This is a genomic window from Mesorhizobium sp. Cs1299R1N3 (assembly GCF_037179625.1).
GTDB classification, from domain to species: Bacteria; Pseudomonadota; Alphaproteobacteria; order Rhizobiales; family Rhizobiaceae; genus Mesorhizobium; species Mesorhizobium salmacidum.
Genome location: NZ_JAPYKQ010000025.1, coordinates 1 through 17,114, shown reverse-complemented (window position 1 = coordinate 17,114; position 17,114 = coordinate 1). Strand labels below are relative to the sequence as shown.

Annotated in this window: 16 protein-coding genes and 1 pseudogene; 12 read left to right on the top strand and 5 right to left on the bottom strand. The window is 59.4% G+C overall.

The window, feature by feature from the left end:
• Nucleotides 1–10: 10 nt before the first annotated feature.
• The 4 genes and pseudogenes from O7B34_RS29545 to aepX all read right to left on the bottom strand — a co-directional run bounded on the left by O7B34_RS29545 (nt 11) and on the right by aepX (nt 3,605).
• The gene (locus O7B34_RS29545) at nt 11–622 is read right to left on the bottom strand and encodes a phosphatidylcholine/phosphatidylserine synthase (RefSeq protein WP_337144092.1); all 612 of its coding nucleotides are present in this window, start codon (nt 620–622) and stop codon (nt 11–13) included.
• A gap of 4 nt (nt 623–626) precedes the next feature.
• Entirely contained in the window at nt 627–1,457 is an 831-nt protein-coding gene (locus O7B34_RS29540; RefSeq protein WP_337131798.1) for a phosphocholine cytidylyltransferase family protein, read from the bottom strand.
• A 12-nt stretch (nt 1,458–1,469) separates the two neighbouring features.
• A pseudogene (locus O7B34_RS29535) lies at nt 1,470–2,654 on the bottom strand (aminotransferase class I/II-fold pyridoxal phosphate-dependent enzyme); the annotation flags it as partial.
• A 42-nt stretch (nt 2,655–2,696) separates the two neighbouring features.
• Nucleotides 2,697–3,605: a phosphoenolpyruvate mutase gene (gene aepX, locus O7B34_RS29530; protein ID WP_337144099.1), complete on the bottom strand. Its 909-nt coding sequence runs from the start codon at nt 3,603–3,605 to the stop codon at nt 2,697–2,699.
• Between the two features lie 329 nt (nt 3,606–3,934).
• On the opposite strand from aepX, the gene O7B34_RS29525 reads away from it, so the two are divergent.
• Nucleotides 3,935–4,114 (top strand): hypothetical protein, encoded by a 180-nt coding sequence (locus O7B34_RS29525; protein WP_337149328.1) that lies wholly within the window; start codon nt 3,935–3,937, stop codon nt 4,112–4,114.
• Nucleotides 4,115–4,256: 142 nt separating this feature from the next.
• Nucleotides 4,257–5,087, top strand: a complete 831-nt coding sequence (locus O7B34_RS29520; RefSeq protein WP_442921016.1) for a thermonuclease family protein — start codon at nt 4,257–4,259, stop codon at nt 5,085–5,087.
• A gap of 303 nt (nt 5,088–5,390) precedes the next feature.
• Here the strand turns inward: O7B34_RS29520 and O7B34_RS29515 are convergent, their stop codons facing one another.
• Nucleotides 5,391–6,101 carry a winged helix-turn-helix domain-containing protein gene (locus tag O7B34_RS29515; protein ID WP_337131789.1) on the bottom strand — a complete coding sequence of 237 codons (711 nt, stop codon included), beginning with the start codon at nt 6,099–6,101 and terminating at the stop codon, nt 5,391–5,393.
• Nucleotides 6,102–6,657: 556 nt separating this feature from the next.
• Between O7B34_RS29515 and O7B34_RS29510 the strand changes: the two genes are divergently transcribed.
• From O7B34_RS29510 to groES, 10 genes are all read left to right on the top strand, one after another.
• Entirely contained in the window at nt 6,658–8,034 is a 1,377-nt protein-coding gene (locus tag O7B34_RS29510) for an alpha,alpha-trehalose-phosphate synthase (UDP-forming) (RefSeq protein ID WP_337149327.1), read from the top strand.
• A 359-nt stretch (nt 8,035–8,393) separates the two neighbouring features.
• On the top strand, nt 8,394–9,413 hold the full coding sequence (locus O7B34_RS29505) for a LysR family transcriptional regulator (protein ID WP_442921015.1): 1,020 nt from the start codon (nt 8,394–8,396) through the stop codon (nt 9,411–9,413).
• 140 nt (nt 9,414–9,553) lie between these two features.
• Nucleotides 9,554–10,429: a hypothetical protein gene (locus O7B34_RS29500; RefSeq protein WP_337144067.1), complete on the top strand. Its 876-nt coding sequence runs from the start codon at nt 9,554–9,556 to the stop codon at nt 10,427–10,429.
• 213 nt (nt 10,430–10,642) lie between these two features.
• Nucleotides 10,643–11,284 (top strand): FMN reductase, encoded by a 642-nt coding sequence (gene msuE, locus O7B34_RS29495; RefSeq protein ID WP_337149326.1) that lies wholly within the window; start codon nt 10,643–10,645, stop codon nt 11,282–11,284.
• Nucleotides 11,285–11,365: 81 nt separating this feature from the next.
• Nucleotides 11,366–12,292: a TauD/TfdA dioxygenase family protein gene (locus O7B34_RS29490; protein ID WP_337149325.1), complete on the top strand. Its 927-nt coding sequence runs from the start codon at nt 11,366–11,368 to the stop codon at nt 12,290–12,292.
• 39 nt (nt 12,293–12,331) lie between these two features.
• The gene (locus O7B34_RS29485) at nt 12,332–13,681 is read left to right on the top strand and encodes an LLM class flavin-dependent oxidoreductase (RefSeq protein ID WP_337149324.1); all 1,350 of its coding nucleotides are present in this window, start codon (nt 12,332–12,334) and stop codon (nt 13,679–13,681) included.
• Between the two features lie 55 nt (nt 13,682–13,736).
• A complete protein-coding gene (locus O7B34_RS29480) occupies nt 13,737–14,534 on the top strand; it encodes an ABC transporter permease (RefSeq protein WP_337149340.1) in 798 nt (265 codons plus the stop codon).
• A gap of 67 nt (nt 14,535–14,601) precedes the next feature.
• A complete protein-coding gene (locus tag O7B34_RS29475) occupies nt 14,602–15,600 on the top strand; it encodes an ABC transporter substrate-binding protein (protein WP_337149323.1) in 999 nt (332 codons plus the stop codon).
• An 8-nt stretch (nt 15,601–15,608) separates the two neighbouring features.
• The gene (locus O7B34_RS29470; RefSeq protein WP_337149321.1) at nt 15,609–16,373 is read left to right on the top strand and encodes an ABC transporter ATP-binding protein; all 765 of its coding nucleotides are present in this window, start codon (nt 15,609–15,611) and stop codon (nt 16,371–16,373) included.
• A 440-nt stretch (nt 16,374–16,813) separates the two neighbouring features.
• The gene (groES, locus tag O7B34_RS29465) at nt 16,814–17,110 is read left to right on the top strand and encodes a co-chaperone GroES (protein WP_337149320.1); all 297 of its coding nucleotides are present in this window, start codon (nt 16,814–16,816) and stop codon (nt 17,108–17,110) included.
• Nucleotides 17,111–17,114 lie beyond the last annotated feature (4 nt).

Here is a 17,114-nt window from a genome sequence, read left to right as displayed (position 1 = left end):
TTCCTACACTTTACGATGCAGGTGGATTTGCGAGCAGGGCGAAAGACCCCGCAGCAACGAGTGTAAGGTTGGCCAGGCGCAACCAGTTGCCGGTACCAGGAAATCTGAAATTTGAGAGATGTAGCAGGGACAGAAGCAACGCCGCGCCTATCATGAGACTGCCAAGGTGAGGGATTGCCACATAACTGTTTGCGGCAAAGAGGGCGGCCAACACGAAGAGGTCGTTGTTCAACGGCAATCCTCTGCCGAATCCGTCATCGTCCAGCCCGAACGCAGAAAAATAGCTGAGGCGGAGGGCCCCTGACAGGACAAGGCAAACCGCAGCGAACAGCGACGGAATAGAGAACGCGTTGAAAGACAAGAGGAGAACTGCCGGAAAGACAGCCGCATAGACCAAATCCGCTAGCCCATCGAATGCGGCTCCCACCTGGGCCGTCAAAGCCGAACGGCTCGGGGAATGCTGCGCGACCATGCCATCGGCATCATCCGCCAGAAGCGCCCATAAGGCGAAACAAATGCCAAGCTCGAAGCGTCCGACCAAGGCAAAATAGATCGCGGTCGTGGCGAAGATCAGCCCAAGCGCGGTGATGGCATTTGCAGCATCGAAGAGATAGCGGATCATCTTGCTACTCTCCGGCGGCGGCTGCGATGTGGCCGGAGCCGCATCTCGCAGATCGCTCGACTTTGAAAATCCTCTCGGCTGCGCGTAGGTCTTCTTCGCTGTCGATCTCATACCATCTCAGATCATCGCATCGCGCCGCCGCAAGCTGCAGTCCGTTGCGCTCGATAAGGATACCGAGCAGCTCCTCGGTATAAGCTTTGGTCGCACCCGAGCCGATGATGTCGCCAAGGACGGGGACGATCTTTGTTCGGAGATCGGCGCCAGAGAACCGGATAAGGTTCATCATTTTGAAGAGTGGCGGACCGCCTGAGGCCAGGCTTGCTGCCGTCTGCTTTAACCGGACCTCGGATATGAAGCCGTCGCTGGAAAGAATGGCTGCGGAGCCTTCCATAGATGGATCGAACGGCGCAACGGCAGCGGTATTTGCCGCGTCGCTCATCATCAGATAGCGCAGAGCATCTTCTTCGAAGAAGACGTCACCTTCGAGGAGGTAGCAGTCTCCGGAAAGGAGCGCATCGCGCGCCAACCAGAGCGAGTAGGCACTGCCGGTCCGGTCGAAAACCACCGACTCGACATAATTGATCTTCAGGCCACCGAAGAGACTGCCGCATGCATATTGGATCGCGTCCTTGCGATAGCCTATGACGATAGTCGCCTCTTCAACGCCGACCGCTTCCAGGTTTCGAAGCGCGTTGTGTAGTATGGGCGTGCCATTGACCTCCACCAGGGGCTTCGGCCGCAGATCGGTCAGTGGACGCAGACGAGAGCCGAAACCCGCGGCTAGAATGACGGCCTTTTTAGGGGCCGCATGTGTTCCCCTTCTGTGTTCCGCGATCTTGCGGGGTCTTTCCCAAGCGTTGAGCACCTCGACGATGCGGCTCAACCCGGCTTCGAGCTTTGCTGGCGGAGTTCCATAGGAGAAGCGTATGGCAGCGGGATCGCCGAAGGCGGTGCCGGGCACCGTTGCAACGCCGGCTTTGGTCAGCGAATGCACTATCTTGTCCGCGTCGTCAGTGATCACATTCCACGGCTCGCGCGTTAGCAGGTTCGTTAAATCGAGATAGAAGTAGAAGCCGCCCTGCGCCTTCGGCACCGGTACCCGCGTTAGCGATGAGAGCACGTTGAGACCGATTTCCCTGGCGCTGGTCAACTGCGATCGCAGTTGGCGCTCATAGCTGCCGTCTCCTCGCTGTAGATGCGCCAACACGGCATGCTGGGCGATGACATTCGGATTTGATGTGGTGTGCGATTGCAGCGCCTTCACGGCGTTGATGATCTCCTTTGGACCGGCGAGGTAGCCAATTCGCCATCCGGTCAGTGCCAAAGCCTTGCTGAAGCTGTTGACGATGAGCGTCCGAGGCCTAACCTCCGGAACAACGGAGACGATCGCGTGATGGGTATGATGCCCGTGGACGAACTCGCCATAGCACTCATCGAAAATGATCCACAAGTCGCGAAAGATCGCGAGCTGGGCCATCGCCATCAGCGTCTGTGCGTCATAAACAGCACCCGTGGGATTACCAGGCGTGTTGATGATGATTGCCCGGGTCCGGGTGGTGACTGCAGCCTCGATGTCTTCGACCCGCGCGACATAGCCATTGGAGCGGGTTTCGACGAAGACCGGTTTGCCGCCGGCGATCAGCACTTGCGCCGGGAAAGTCGACCAGTAGGGCGTCGGGATGATGACTTCGTCGCCTGGGTTGAGCACCACCATAGCCGCACTGAAGAGCGCCTGTTTGGCCCCTGTCGTGGTGATGAGCTCTTCGGCATTCCACATCTGTCCGGTATCGAGAGACACCTTTTTCGCCAGCGCCTCGCGCAGTTCCATCATGCCAGCGGTATCGGTATAGCGATTGACACCTTTGCGGATGGCCTCGAACGCACCGTCGCGAATTGTTGGAGCAAGGTCACTCCAGATTTCACCGGCCGTTAGATCAATGATGTCATCGCCAGCATCGGCAGATGCCCTTGCCGCCGCCCGCGCGGCGGCGGTCCCCGATGAACGGAACAAGCTTGTCCGTTTCGCAAGCATGTTGCGCCTCCTCGTCTCGTTTCCTTTTCAGAAAAGGGCGGTTTAAACCGGCTGACGGACGCCGCTCGCCTTCTGGGGTAGATATCTCTCTTCGGCCGCAGCCAGTTCCTGGTATTTGAGCAAATCGAACACTTCGTCCAGCGTTGCCACCTCACTCTCAATACCGGCGATTGTTTCTTCCCGAACGATCCGACCGCAAATATGGCGCATGGCAGCAGTGGCGGCGCGCAAGTTGTGGTTGGCCCAGATCACCATGGAGATCCCTGCGGCGCGATACGCGGAGACCGGCGTGCGGTAATATTTCGTTGGTACGATGACGACTGGAAGCAGGTTCTGCCAGGCGCGGGTGAAGGCGAAGATCTCGTCGGCGTCGGACCTGCGGGAATGGATGAGGATGGCATCAGCCCCCGCCTCGGCGTAGGCATAGGCGCGCGCCAGCGCCTCATCCATTCCGCGGCCGGCGATCAGCGCCTCAATACGCGCGACCAGCACGAATTCCGGATCCGGAATTCGGTCCTTGATCGCCTTGAGCCGCCCACAAAACTCCGCGGTTTCGGCGAGGGGGTGTCGGTCCCCCACGAACGAATTGATCTTTGGAAACACCTTGTCTTCGAGGCAAACGCCGCTTGCGCCACATCGGCGTAGTTTGCTGGCCATGAGGCGCGCATTATTGAAATTTCCAAATCCGCTGTCGCCGTCGACCAGGATCGGAATCCGCACAGCATCTGCCATACGCTCTACAACATTGACAACCTCGGACCAGGAAGCTTCGTTCGCATCGCGATAGCCGAGACTTGATGAGATCGACAGGCCTGACGCCCAAAGCACCTTGAAGCCCGCGCGCTCCACGATCGCGGCTGAGAGACCGTCGTGCCCTTCCATAGCAAAAGTGAGCTCGCCGGCTGTGATCAGTTGAAGCAAGCTTTCGGCCGTCCGACCGGCGGAAGCCATATTTTGTGTAGGCTGTTTTGGTACACCGCTGTGCATCATCATACCTTCCCCTTCCAAACAGCCATAATGGCCGTCGATCATTATTATTCAAGTTAAAATAAGATTATTGTCAGTAACGCTTATGCGCTATCGATTTCATGAACATGTACATTATGCTTCATTTTTGTTCATACATTTCACATCTGGCGCCGGAAACAGGCAAAGGAAACTGCGCGTCTGCAGTTCGTCTTGATCGTCTGGGTTCCTTAGGATCGATGGCGGCGATGCATTCGCGGCCGAGCTAGCGGATTGGCGAAAAACTCCACAGCCGTTCGGGATTGTCGCCGCATATGGCAGCATTGACCGATCCTGGACGAGCCGTCAGCGCCGCGATCGCGCTTTACGGGCAAGAAGCTGCGACTGCCGCAGCGTATTGCGCGTTGGAAGCGAATTTTGCCGGCCGGGCTCAGGATTTCCGCTTTTTGTGCTTAGTGTTCCGGCAACTGGCCGCCGAAGAGGCCATTCAATAATGAACGAGTCGCCAAGCGAGTGAGCAAAGTCGTGCGCCACCGGTGCCATAGCGGCACCGACCTACATCCGCAACGGGTCGAGACAGCGCAACTATGGACTCTCTGCTCTGACCGACGCATTCTTCCCCGAGGGAGAATGGGCTTGGACAGATCACGGCACGACTATCGGTCTGACCAGTGGCGAAAGCGCACTGGTGCCAAGCGGTCACGCGCACGGCGTTGGGGACCCATCCCGCTGCGGCTGATCTTTGTGACTCTGGCTGCTGCTGGCGCGTTGATGGTTCAGTTGGCCATGCAGCACGGCGGCCGCATGCCCGAGATCAGTCTGTCGAATCTGACCCGGCCGAGCCCTCCACCGGTCGCCGGCATCGCCTCCGTCGTCGACGGCGACACGATTGAGATCCACGGTCAGCGCATTCGCCTTAACGGAGTCGATGCGCCGGAGAGCAAGCAGTATTGCGATGACGCGAAAGGCTTCGAATATCCCTGCGGACGCCGTGCGGCTGAAGCGTTGAACGCCTTCTTGGCGACCTCCAGGCCAGTTCACTGCTCGTTCGTCTCCTGGGATCGCTATGACCGGTTTGTCGGAGACTGCCTGCGCTCCGATGGTGCCGGCTTGTCCGCTTGGATGGTTGAGCACGGCCAAGCCTTGGATTGGCCCCGCTACAGCCACGGTGCGTACGCACCGCAACAGTTGAAGGCGGAAGCGGCGAAGGTCGGTATTTGGGCCGGCAAGTTTCAAGCGCCTTGGGAGTGGCGAGCGGAGCATGCAGATGGGGCGACCCCGTCGGGCCCACCACGAGGCATCGTCAGCCGCAGGCTGCTCGCGCAGACGGGCTATTCGTGTGAGCCGCGGCGGATATGTTCTCAAATCAGCTCATGTGATGAAGCCAACTGGTATCTCGCAAACTGCTCATGGGGAGGCAAGTTGGACCGAGACAAGGACGGTATCCCCTGCGAATCGGTTTGCTAGGGAAAGCTCGTTCGTCGCCTGAGACTTGGTGACCGGCCCGGCTGCCGCGCTTTTTTAAACACACATGGCTACACCAGTCCACACGATCTTGTCCGCGACGTGCCTCAATGACCACGCCCGCAAACATCAGTTGACGCTTCCGATCGGGCGGCCCCGCGAAGAGCTTCCCGCCCGGAAAGCCGGGCACGTTAGCCGGTTAGGCAGACAACATAGTCGCGCGTCCCGGTCAACCTTACTTGAGTGAAGCACACACGCTGAGTGGTTGACGAAGCACCGATGAGCTCCAAAGGAAGGGCGCCCGCCTTAGGGGCGCGTCCTCAGCTCCTCGACATCGACGGCGCTCTCGAAAACATACCCGGCGCCGCGCTCGGTGCGGATATACTGCAGGTTCGAGCGGTGTGCCAGCTTACGGCGAAGGCGCAGGATCAGCACGTCGATGCTGCGGTCATAGACCTCTTGATCATAGACTCTGGTCGCCTTCAGAAGCTGCTCGCGCGAAAGCACTCGGCCCGGGTTCTTGAGGAACGCCATGAGCAGGTTGAACTCACCCGCAGTCAGCTTCACTTCAAGACCCGTGCCTCGACGCAAGCGGCGGCGTTTCGTGCTGACTTGCCAGTCATCGAAATTAAAGATCGCGTTTCGCTCACGCCCCGGTCGCTGGCGCACGGCAGCGCGCACGCGGGCCAGGAACTCCGGATGGCCAAAGGGCTTAGTGATGTAATCGCGGGCGCCGGTTTCGAGACCGACCACCTTGTCGGACTCATCCAGGTAATCGGCGCTGATGATGATGATCGGCAGGTCCCTGTTGGCGCCAAAATCCCGAACGAATTGCAAGCCGTCCTGTCGACCGAGGCTCAGATCAACAATTGCCAGATCAAGTGCTTCAGAAACCATCTTGCTGGCGGCCTGTTGGCCGTTTTCGACCGCCCTGATCCTAAACTCATGCTTGGACAGGAGATCCACCAGCAGTTCTCTCGTTGAAGCGTCCTGACTCAAAACGAGAATGTTCTTCATGGTTACTCCTGTTGGATGTCGCTTTGGCTTCTGCGACGATCAGGCAAATTAGGCAGGGTCCGCAGGTCGGACAATCTTCGTTGGGCGCATGACACAATAGCGCAGGCACATAGGTCCTAGGCGGGACTGCCGCTGTGAACCAGGAACCGAGTTCGCCAAGCTTCGCGTGTTCGGCCGTTTCTCCGATTTAGCTCAGGGCGTTTGTCCTGCCCGCCTGTGCGACATGCCGGTCGTTGGCCCAGCCGATCCCCTCCCCTGCGGCCCTGAGGCTAGCGTGATGAGGCCTTCTGCGCCTGCAGCGCGCATCTCCCAATCGATTCAGCCGCATTTCATCTGAAACCCCCAAAAGATTGACATTCCAGACGTAAAGGTGGATCTATTCGGCAGTTACAGTGTGTAGAAATATCCACATAACCGACAATATACTTAATCAACGCTGTCTCTATTCCGTATCTTGTGGAACTTATATTCGGTGATCGCGAAAATAATGCACGGCGACTTAAAAACAACTGGAGCGAAGAGGCTCTCGTTGCGTATGCAAACGCAGGAGGTAGAAATGAGTAGACTGATCGTTGTATCCAACAGGGTTCCGCTGCCCGATAAAAAAGGGGTGCCGCCCGCGGGCGGAATGGCCATCGCGCTGAAAGCGGTGCTCAAGAAAGAGCACGGCTTCTGGATGGGCTGCTCGAAGCAGGTGGTAGCCGAGGACGCCACGCGGGAGCTGACACCACTGCAAGATGACGGCATCAATTACCAGCTTGTTAATCTCTCGCAGAAGGATGTGGACGAATATTATGAGGGCTTCGCGAACAGGGTTCTTTGGCCGATCTTCCACGGCCGTCCTGACCTGGCCGAATATTCCGAGGCACGAAGCGCCGGATATCATCGTGTCAACACGCGGTTCGCAGAGCTGCTGAAACCTCTCCTGCGCGATGAGGATGTCATTTGGGTGAACGACTATCACTTGATTCCGCTTGCCGAAGAGCTGCGTAAGCTCGGCTGCAGCAACAGGATCGGCTTTTTTCTGCACATTCCATGGCCGCCGGCGGACATCTTCTCTACTGTTCCGAAGTGCAATACTTTGCTGCGCGCGCTTTCGTTCTGTAACCTCGTCGGCTTCCACACGGATTTCGATCTCAGCAACTTCCTCGAATGTCTGGATCGCGAGGAGCAAGGGAAACGCGTCGAAGAAGGTTTCTACCAAGCCTATCAGAACGAGTTTCGCTGCGGCGTCTTTCCAATCAGCATAGACACGGCGGAGTTCGAAAGCCTCGCAGAGAATGCAGCCCTCAATGCGCGTGTGCAGGAGACCTATCCGAGGATTGCCGGCTATGACATCGCGATCGGCGTCGATCGCCTCGATTATTCGAAGGGTATCGAGAAACGCATCGTCGCCTTTCGTGATTTTCTGCGAAACTACAGTGACCGTGTCGACAAGACGTTGCTGCTGCAGATCACCCCGGAATCCCGGGCAAGTATACCGGCATATAGGGCGGTCCAGAAGGACGTCGCCGAACTGGTCGGGCGCGTTAATGGAGAATTCGGAACCATCGATTCGGTGCCCGTGCACTACATTAACAAGTCAGTCGGTCAGTCGGAGCTGGCCGGCCTCTACAGGAAGGCGCGCATCGGTTTGGTGACTCCGCTTCGCGACGGGATGAATCTGGTGGCGAAGGAGTATGTCGCTTCGCAGGATCCATTGGACCCGGGCGTTCTCATCCTTTCGCGTTTTTCCGGTGCCGCCAGGAAGTTGGACGCAGCGATGCTTGTCAATCCCTATGACACGGAGGAGATGGCGCGCACCATGGAAAAGGCCCTCGTTCTGCGGGTAGAGGATCGGATTGACCGCTGGAGAGCGATCATGACGATTCTTCGCGAGCATGACGTCCATAAGTGGTGCAGCGATTTTCTCTCGTCACTGAATCGACACTAAGCCCTTGGTGGGCCCAGCCTAGCTCCAGTGTGAGGCTGGGCCCAGATATATCAATGAGGCAGCTTTCCTGCCTCGCTGAGGGCGAACGATATGGCCGACCGCTGTAGCCGCGAGAAGGATTAACCCCTAGTCAGCGCGATCGCCTCCCCATTGCCGAGTGCTTCCCCCTATATCGCGCGTAGCCCAGGAGGTGCTCGTTCACCCGCACCGACTGTGTCGTTTCACTGATCGAGACCGGTCACCTTCAACCACGCCGAACCAAGTGGCGACATCGCTACTGTCATCAGCAGGCCGCCCGCAACGCCCACACCATCGAGACGATAGCGTGAGCAGACCGCTAGAAAAATAAGGAGAGGCGAATGGACCTCGTTTATAGCAGGGATCGTTCAAGCAGGAGCGAGCGGCCGCCACGCATTGTCAATGGCGCGCGCGCCACACGGCAACAGCGGATGCTGGCGTCGATTGACCTGAAATTGCTGTTGTCTTTTGAGGCGCTGCTGGAGCACCGCAACGTCACGCATGCGGCTCGGCATATGAGTGTCAGCCAACCGTCCATGAGCAGATCGCTGACAAGGCTGCGTGGAATTTTCAATGACGATCTTCTGGTGCGTGGGTCGAGCAGTCTGGTTCCGACGCCACAGGCCGAGCGCCTGGCCAAGCTCCTGCCGCCGGTCCTGAATGCTGTCCGCACGATGATCGATCGCGATTGCGACCAAGGTGCATGCCGATCGAAAGCGACAATGGCAATGCCCGATCACCAAGCGCTGATTTTGCTGCCGCCTCTCTTACCAATTCTGCGCGAGCACGCGCCTTATCTCCATATCGTCACCGATTCGCTTCTAGGCGGCGCCCTCAGCCGGCTTGAACGAGGCGAAATCCATTTGGCCGTCGGCCAAATCGATGCTGCGCCACTGGGCTACTTGCGCCGTACGCTCTACGCCGATCGCTTTGCCTGCCTGCTACGCCAGAACCATCCAGCCCTGGCGCGGGAGTGGACGATCGAGACCTTCGCGACATTGCACCACGCTGCCCTTGCCTCGGACTCCAAGGATGGGTTTGGCCGGGTGCATGACGAATTGGTCAAATTAGATCTCCTGGATCGCGACCCCGTGCTGGTTTCCAACATATTGACGGCAGCCACGGCAGTCGCGGCGAGTGATCTGGTGCTGATTGTGCCTAGGCGCGTGGCTACGCGGATCGCTGCCCTGCTCCCTCTGCAGATTGTCGATCCGCCCGTGGAACTGACCCCCTACGAGGTCGCCCTGATTTGGCATGAACGGTGCCATCGCGACCCGGAGCACCGCTGGCTGCGGCACGAGATCACCGCAGCGGCTTCACAAACAGAACTGACGCAAACAGCACCAGTGGCAGCACAATAACGGAAGCGCACTCCAAAGGCCCTCGCTTCTTTGACGCCATTCGATCGAGAAGAGGCACGCAATCATCTGACAGTCAGGCTTCTGGCTCTCCAGAGGCTCACACCTTAACAACCACTCCAACCCTCACATAGGAGAATAAGATGTCCAATGTATTTTCACTTGATGTCAAGGAACGCGAAAAACGATATTCTGATGACATCTACAAGTCTTCTCAAGCGTATTTCCACGCGAGTCCTCTGCTTCTTTCAATGCCAAATGCCGCACCTCCGACCGACGACATGATCGCTAACGATCAAGGGGCTGTACAATTTCATCTCTTCGGCCACAAAACACGTGATCGGATGTATAGCGAAATCTTAAATGAAAACCAGGACAATCTTTTATCGATTGGCGGCCTCATTTACGACTACATGCATTCCAACTATCCGAACATCGACGCGAAAAAGCTAGATATCAGCGTCTGGGCAGACGTCCTCAACAACATTCCAAATCTTTCGATCGGAGCGCGAAACCAGAAAGGTTATTCGAAAGAAGTTTTCGGCACTTCCGTTTCAGCCACGTTCCTTTCCTTGGTTGCCCAGGCGATCATCACTGATGGGGCATCGCTGCTGAGCGATTTCGAGTGTTTCCTGACCGCGATGGGAGACATCATTTTCAGCGCCAGCGCCAAGGCGCAACAATACAAGGCGCTGACATGCACCTACCAGAGCTACCTTCTCGATAATGGTGCAGGCGGATATTACGACTATGGAGCGATCGTTCTTCGCCAGATCGAATTCAAACAGAACTTCCTTGGGCTGAAATCCTGCTGCTCGTCGACGCAACGCGTCAATGTCGACATCGACTATGTCGAGGTCGTGAGCATCGTACAGGCACGCCGGATCCGAAAAGGCGGGCCCGACTATGAAAACTTCCAGCAGCTCGTGAATGCGAACTCGACCATTCAATTCAAGAGGGCGAAGAATTTCTTCAACGGCGGCTCGACCCCGCAAAATGATATCAGGCCGCAGGTCTGAGGTCGGTTCCAGCCAAACGATCCCGACGATCGGCGGTAACCCGCCGATCGTTCGTTGTCGAACACGAGAACCGCACCACGTCGAAATCCGAGAAAACGAATTTCCCAAGGGCTCGAAATACGCAATATGCTTCCTCTATAGAATTTGTATAATTGGCTAGCCTTGACCCTGTCTTCGCGAGTGAAGTTGCACTCCAAAGGAAAAGGGCCGGCCATGACCACCCCTGCAATCGTCGGACTTTCCGGCAGCTACACCTCTCCCTCGCGCACCCGCATACTGGTCGAAGAGATCGTCAGGCGAACGGCGCTCCGATATGACAAGACCTCCGAAATTGTCGACATCGGCCAGTTTGCCCCCCATCTGGGCGCCGCAGTGCGTCTTTCCGATCTCAATGCGGCCGCAAGGAGGCTTGTTGACCGCCTCCTTCACGCCGAGGCCTTGGTCGTCGCAAGTCCTGTTTACAAAGGCAGCTACACCGGCCTTTTCAAACACCTGATTGATCTGATGGACCCCACTGCATTCAACGGCAAACCGGTCCTTCTCGCTGCAACCGGCGGTGGGGATCGCCATGCATTGGTAATCGAGCATCAGTTACGGCCGCTCTTCGGCTTCTTTGAAGCACGCACACTTGCGACCGGAATCTATGCCTCGGAACGGGATTTTGCCGATCCGACATCCATATCCCCTGCCCTGGCCGAGCGGCTCGAACGCGCGATCGGCCAGTTCGCGCCTTATCTGGAGTCGCGAACTCCAAACCTGTTGTCCACGCACTCCAATGTGCCCGAAGCAACCAGTGCGGTAAGCCGAACGCGAGGGCGCTCGTTCACCCGAGTTCCTCTCGCAAATTTGGGGTGATTGACTTCCGCGCACCTCTTCGGACAGGGGTCCAATCCCGAATTATCCGGTCCAGCAGCTCACTTCCCCACGGAGTATACAATGACCAGGCCAATTCTCGTCGATGCTTCCATTCCTGAATCCGACGTCGCTCCCCTCACTGTGCGTGTTGGCGCGGAAATTCACAACATCCGCCTCTCCGGCGATCTGCCGCATGCGGTGGTGGCGGCGATCAACGACCTTCTGCTGCGCCATAAGGTGGTTCTCTTCCGCGACCAAGGGCATCTGGACGATGCCGAGCAGGAGCGCTTTGCTCAACGGCTGGGCCAGTTGGTGCCACATCCAACTCAAGGTCCTGTTGCGGGAACCGCCTCGATCCTTGAGCTTGATTCAAGCCGTGGCGGCGGGCGCGCCGACCAGTGGCACACCGACGTCACCTTCGTCGAAGCCTACCCAAAGTTCTCGGTTCTGCGTGGCGTCGTCATTCCGCCGGCGGGTGGCGACACGATTTGGGCGAACACCACCGCTGCCTATGAGAGCCTGCCGACTGCACTGAAGCTGCTGGCCGACAATCTTTGGGCGGTACACTCCAACGCATTTGACTACGCAGCCGTTCGACCGCGGGCGACTGAGGCGGAGCACAGGCACTTCGAAGAGGTGTTCACCTCGACGGTCTACGAGACCGAACACCCGGTCGTACGGGTTCATCCCGACACGGGCGAGCGCACGCTGCTTCTCGGCAATTTCGTGCAGCGCTTTGTGGGGCTTTCCAAGAACGATTCCCAAAAACTTTACGAGCTTTTCCAAGCCCATATTACCTTACCGGAAAACACCGTCCGCTGGCGTTGGCGGGCAGGCGATGTCGCGATCTGGGATAACCGCGCCACCCAGCACTACGCGGTCAATGACTATGGCGACCAACGCCGCGTTGTGCGCCGCGCGACCATCAATGGCGACGTGCCCGTTGGCATTGATGGCCGGCGTAGCGCCACCAAGGCAGTCAAACCGGCGACCGCGAAAGCGGCCTGAGCCCACGCAATCCCTCCAGTCCGCAATGAGAGAACCGAGATGTCCAGAAAGATCAGACTTGGCGCATTCCTGCCCGGCGGTGGACAGCACATCGCGGCATGGCGTCATCCCGATGCGCCAGCAGATGGCGCCACGAATTTCGAGTTCCACAAGCAGCTGGCGCTGACCGCCGAGCGCGGCCTGTTCGACGCCTATTTCCTCGCCGACAACCTCACCGTTGGCCTCGGCGCCCGCGAAGGCGGCAATGCCAAGATCGCCGGCTTCGAGCCGGTGACGCTGTTTGCGGCCCTGGCACCACTGACCACGCATCTCGGCTTCATCGCCACGGCATCCACCACCTATGAGGAGCCCTATACGCTCGCCCGCAAGTTCGCCTCGCTCGACCTGTTGTCAAACGGTCGCGCGGGTTGGAATGTCGTCACCTCGGCCGGTGACGAGACCGCCCAGAATTTCAACCGCGACGTCCAGCCCAATCACGCCGAGCGCTATGAAAGGGCGCATGAGCATGTCGAGACAGTGAAGGCGCTGTGGGACAGCTGGGAGGACGACGCTTTCATCCGCGACAAGCAGTCGGGCCGCTTCTACGACGAGGACAAACTGCATGACATCGATCACAAGGGCGCGCATTTCAGCGTCAAGGGCCCGCTCAACGTGCCACGCCCGGTGCAGGGCCACCCCGTGGTGGTGCAGGCCGGACAATCCGAGGACGGGCGCGGGCTCGCCGCGCACTCGGCCGAGATGATCTTCACCGCCCATCAGAAGCTCGAGACGGCGCAGGAATTCTACCGTGACATCAAGGCGCGCGTCGCTGCCGCCGGCCGCGATCCCGGCCAGGTGCTGATCATGCCTGGCGTCGCCCCCTTCGTGGGTCGTACCCAGGAAGAGGCACAGGCCAAGTACCAGCAGCTCAACGATTTGATCCTGCCGGAGGATGGCGTGGCTTTGCTCAATGGGCTCGCCGGGCAGACGCTCGACATCAGGGGCTATCCGCTCGACGGGCCGCTGCCGCCGAGTAAGGAAACTGAGGGCATGAAGAGCCGTCAGGCGCTGATCCGCCAGATCGCCGACGAGCACAACTTCAGCATTCGCCAGCTCTATCAATGGGTGGCCACGGCGCGTGGCCACTACACCATCGTCGGCAGCGCCACTGATGTCGCCGACCAGCTGGAAGAATGGTTCACCAGCGAGGCCGCCGACGGCTTCAACATCCTGCCGCCCTGGCTGCCCGGCGGGCTCGACGATTTCGTCGACCTCGTCATCCCCGAACTGCAGCGGCGCGGCTTGTTCCGCACTGCCTATGAAGGCCGGACGCTGCGCGAAAACCTCGGGCTCAAGCGGCCGGTGAACCCGTGGACCGCAGCGCGCTCGACCGTGCTGGCCGCGGAATAGAAAGGAAAGGCAAGCGATGACTTTGCAACACATCGAACGGCCGGTCACCATCGCCATGCAGGGCAGCGGAACCAAAGCGGATTTGTTGCTCGCGGGCCGCCTGGCGGGCGGCCGCTTCCTGTCCCGCTATGGCGTGCTCGCGGCATTCCTGGCCCTCTGGCAGATGTCGAGCAGCATGGGCTGGGTCAATGCAGCTGTGCTGCCACCCATCGACACGATCGCCGCGGCTTTGTGGAAGGGCCTGGCGGGCGGCAGCTTGCTCGGCGACATCGCCATCAGCCTGCAACGCGCCGGCTTCGCTTTCATGGCGGCCGTCGCGGTTGCCATTCCGCTTGGGCTTTTGATGGGACAGGTGCGCGCGGTCGAGACGGCGCTCGATCCGATCGTGCAGCTGTTCCGTCAAACCTCGGCACTGGCGCTTTACCCCGTCTTCATCCTGCTGCTCGGCTTGGGCGAAGCTTCCAAGATCTTCGTCATCTTCTGGGCGACACTGTTTCCGCTATTGCTCAACACAATCAGCGGCGTCAAGGAAGTCGATCCGAAACTGCTCGAAATGGCGCGCGTCTATGGCGCCACGCGGCTGACTGTCTTTGGCCGCGTGGTGCTTCCGGGAGCCCTGCCTTCGATCTTCGTCGGACTGAGGCTGAGCGCCACAACGGCCCTGCTGCTGCTGATCGCGTCCGAAATGATCGGCGCCAACAAGGGCATCGGCTTCCAGGTGATGAACGCGCAATACAATTTCCAGATCCCGCTGATGTTCGCGGCAATCGTCACCCTTGCTGGTCTCGGCCTGGTCGCCAACCAGGGGCTGGTCATGATGCAGCGGCGGCTGTGCCGCTGGAGCGATCGTTGAGATCGAGGTTCGAAACAGTCTCCAAGACTCTGCAAACCGAATTTCACTGCAAACAGGAAACCAGATCATGAAACTCACCCGCCGTACCCTGCTTGCCGGCGCCCCGTTCGGGGCAGGCCTGCTTGCCGCCGGCCTGCCCGGCTTCGCCTTCGCTGAAGCCGCGCCGGTCAAATTTCGCTACCTCGGCAGCCGTGGCGGCATCTCGCCGCATGAACTCGCCGACGAACTCGGCTACTTCAAGGGCCTCGGCATCGAGCTCGAAAATGTCGGCTACACCGGCGGCGGTCCGGAATCGCTGTTCGCGCTGGCCTCGGGCAGCGTCGATCTGGGGTCCGCCGCCACGCCGGCGGTGATCAACTCGATCGCCGGCGGCAACGACTTCGTTGCCGCCTATCCGAGCAACGGCATCAACCAGCAAGTCAAGAGCGTCTTCTACGTCCTGGAGGACAGCCCGATCAAATCGATCGCCGATCTCCCCGGCAAGACGATCGCGGTCAATACACTGGGTGCCCATCTCGACTTTACGGTTCGCGAGGCGCTGCACAGCGTCGGTCTGTCACCGGATGCCGCCAAGCTCGTCGTGGTGCCGGGGCCACAACTTGAGCAGACCTTGCGCTCACGCCAGGTTGACGTCGCTGCCCTCGGCTACTGGCAGGCCACCTTTGCCGGTGCGCTGGTCACCAACGGCGGGGTGCGCGGTGTGTTCAACGACATCGGCGTTCTGGGAGAACTCGCCGGGGGGTTCGTCATTCTTCGCCGCGACTTCATCGCGGCACATCCGGAGGCCGCCCGCAACTTCGTCCAACAGTCCGCACGTGCGGCCGACTGGTCACGCCAGAACCCGGGCGAAGCGCGCAAGGCGCTGGCCACCATCCTCGACAGGCGCGGTGAAAATGGCGATCTGGCCCGCTACTGGACCGGCTTTGGCCTGCGCGAAGGCGCGCAAGCCACCGACCGCGATATCGACTTCTGGATCAGCGTACTGGAGCGCGACGGGCGTCTCGCCAAGGGCAAATTGAAGGCGGCCGACATCCTGTACCGGCCAGGCGAAATCAAGACCAACTGAGCACAGAGATGACCAGCACGAACCGCAGCGGAGAGGTCAGCATCCGCGACCTTTGCAAATCCTTCGTCATCGGCGGGCGTCCGCTCGCCGTGCTGAGAACACTGAACGTCGACATCAGCTCCGGCGAATGCCTGGTCATCGTCGGCGCGAGCGGATCGGGCAAGACCACGCTTTTGCGCATCCTTGCCGGGCTTGAAAGCGCCGACAGCGGCGATGTGGCCATCGACGGTCGGCCGGTCAGCGGCGTCGGTGCGGAGCGCGCGGTGATTTTCCAGGAGCCGCGCCTGCTGCCCTGGCTGACCGTTCTCGGCAACGTCGCTTTCGGGCTGGAAATACGCGGCGTGCCGAAGCGAGAAGCCGAGGAGCGGGCACGCTTCTATGTAGCACTGGTCGGCCTCGCCGAATTCAGCGATGCCTGGCCGAGCCAGCTTTCCGGCGGCATGGCGCAGCGTGTCGGCATCGCCCGGGCGCTTACTGTCCAACCCGAAATCCTGCTTCTCGATGAGCCGCTCGGCGCGCTCGACGCCATGACCAAGATCGGCATGCAGGAGGAACTGGCGCGCGTCTGGAGCGAGGAGAACGTCACCATGGTGATGGTCACCCATGATCTTGAAGAGGCGATCTACCTTGCCGACAGGGTGCTGATCCTGCCCAAGGAGAAAGATGGCAAGGCCCGCCTGATCGACATAGACCTGCCCCGCCCACGCGGCCGCAGCGAAAGCCGCTTCGTGCGCTACCGCGAGGAACTGCTGCACGAGTTCGGCCTACACTGATCGAGGGAGGTCGAACGTCGAGACCACGCGCTTAGCTTTAAACGCTCGCAGTTCACGGTCGGCCCAAGAAGGTTTCCGAGCAAGGCCGCAGCAAAGCCTCGCCGACCAGTGCCTGTCGGACGATCCGACTGACGCGGCGGACCGTGCAAGGCACAGTATCGGCGGCGCGTTTTGATCGCATTGATGCCCATTTCAATGACGGTCGCCGCCTTTGTGGGGGGCGGTCTAAGATGCAAGAAATGGGCCTATACTCCTGCTCCTTCTGAAGAAGGCTATAGCCCTCAGCGAACATCACTTCGTCTGGGTTTGCGCCGTCCGTCGCGCCTTGACTTGCGACCGTCGACGGCCTATCCAGCCATTGTTAGCACTCTGCCTAGGTGAGTGCTAATCGCGCTCCCGGCAACGGGGAATCGTCCACATCCGCACCAGGGAAATCCAAAATGGCAAACTCCAAGTTCCGCCCGCTTCATGACCGCGTGGTCGTTCGCCGGGTCGAATCCGAATCCAAGACCGCCGGCGGGATCATCATCCCCGATACGGCAAAGGAAAAGCCGCAGGAAGGCGAGATCATCGCCGTCGGCTCCGGCGCTCGTGATGAAGCTGGCAAGCTGGTTCCGCTGGACGTCAAGGCCGGCGACCGCATCCTGTTCGGCAAGTGGTCGGGCACCGAAGTCAAGCTCAATGGCGAAGACCTTCTGATCATGAAGGAATCCGACATCATGGGCATCATCGGCTGATCAT

Excerpts from the sequence above, each read along its gene's own strand:
- O7B34_RS29545 (WP_337144092.1), bottom strand. The coding sequence starts at position 622 with ATGATCCGCTATCTCTTCGATGCTGCAAATGCCATCACCGCGCTTGGG.
- aepX (WP_337144099.1), bottom strand. The coding sequence starts at position 3,605 with ATGGCTTCCGCCGGTCGGACGGCCGAAAGCTTGCTTCAACTGATCACA.
- O7B34_RS29525 (WP_337149328.1), top strand. The coding sequence starts at position 3,935 with ATGGCAGCATTGACCGATCCTGGACGAGCCGTCAGCGCCGCGATCGCG.
- O7B34_RS29515 (WP_337131789.1), bottom strand. The coding sequence starts at position 6,101 with ATGAAGAACATTCTCGTTTTGAGTCAGGACGCTTCAACGAGAGAACTG.
- O7B34_RS29510 (WP_337149327.1), top strand. The coding sequence starts at position 6,658 with ATGAGTAGACTGATCGTTGTATCCAACAGGGTTCCGCTGCCCGATAAA.
- O7B34_RS29505 (WP_442921015.1), top strand. The coding sequence starts at position 8,394 with ATGGACCTCGTTTATAGCAGGGATCGTTCAAGCAGGAGCGAGCGGCCG.
- O7B34_RS29500 (WP_337144067.1), top strand. The coding sequence starts at position 9,554 with ATGTCCAATGTATTTTCACTTGATGTCAAGGAACGCGAAAAACGATAT.
- msuE (WP_337149326.1), top strand. The coding sequence starts at position 10,643 with ATGACCACCCCTGCAATCGTCGGACTTTCCGGCAGCTACACCTCTCCC.
- O7B34_RS29490 (WP_337149325.1), top strand. The coding sequence starts at position 11,366 with ATGACCAGGCCAATTCTCGTCGATGCTTCCATTCCTGAATCCGACGTC.
- O7B34_RS29485 (WP_337149324.1), top strand. The coding sequence starts at position 12,332 with ATGTCCAGAAAGATCAGACTTGGCGCATTCCTGCCCGGCGGTGGACAG.
- O7B34_RS29480 (WP_337149340.1), top strand. The coding sequence starts at position 13,737 with ATGCAGGGCAGCGGAACCAAAGCGGATTTGTTGCTCGCGGGCCGCCTG.
- O7B34_RS29475 (WP_337149323.1), top strand. The coding sequence starts at position 14,602 with ATGAAACTCACCCGCCGTACCCTGCTTGCCGGCGCCCCGTTCGGGGCA.
- O7B34_RS29470 (WP_337149321.1), top strand. The coding sequence starts at position 15,609 with ATGACCAGCACGAACCGCAGCGGAGAGGTCAGCATCCGCGACCTTTGC.
- groES (WP_337149320.1), top strand. The coding sequence starts at position 16,814 with ATGGCAAACTCCAAGTTCCGCCCGCTTCATGACCGCGTGGTCGTTCGC.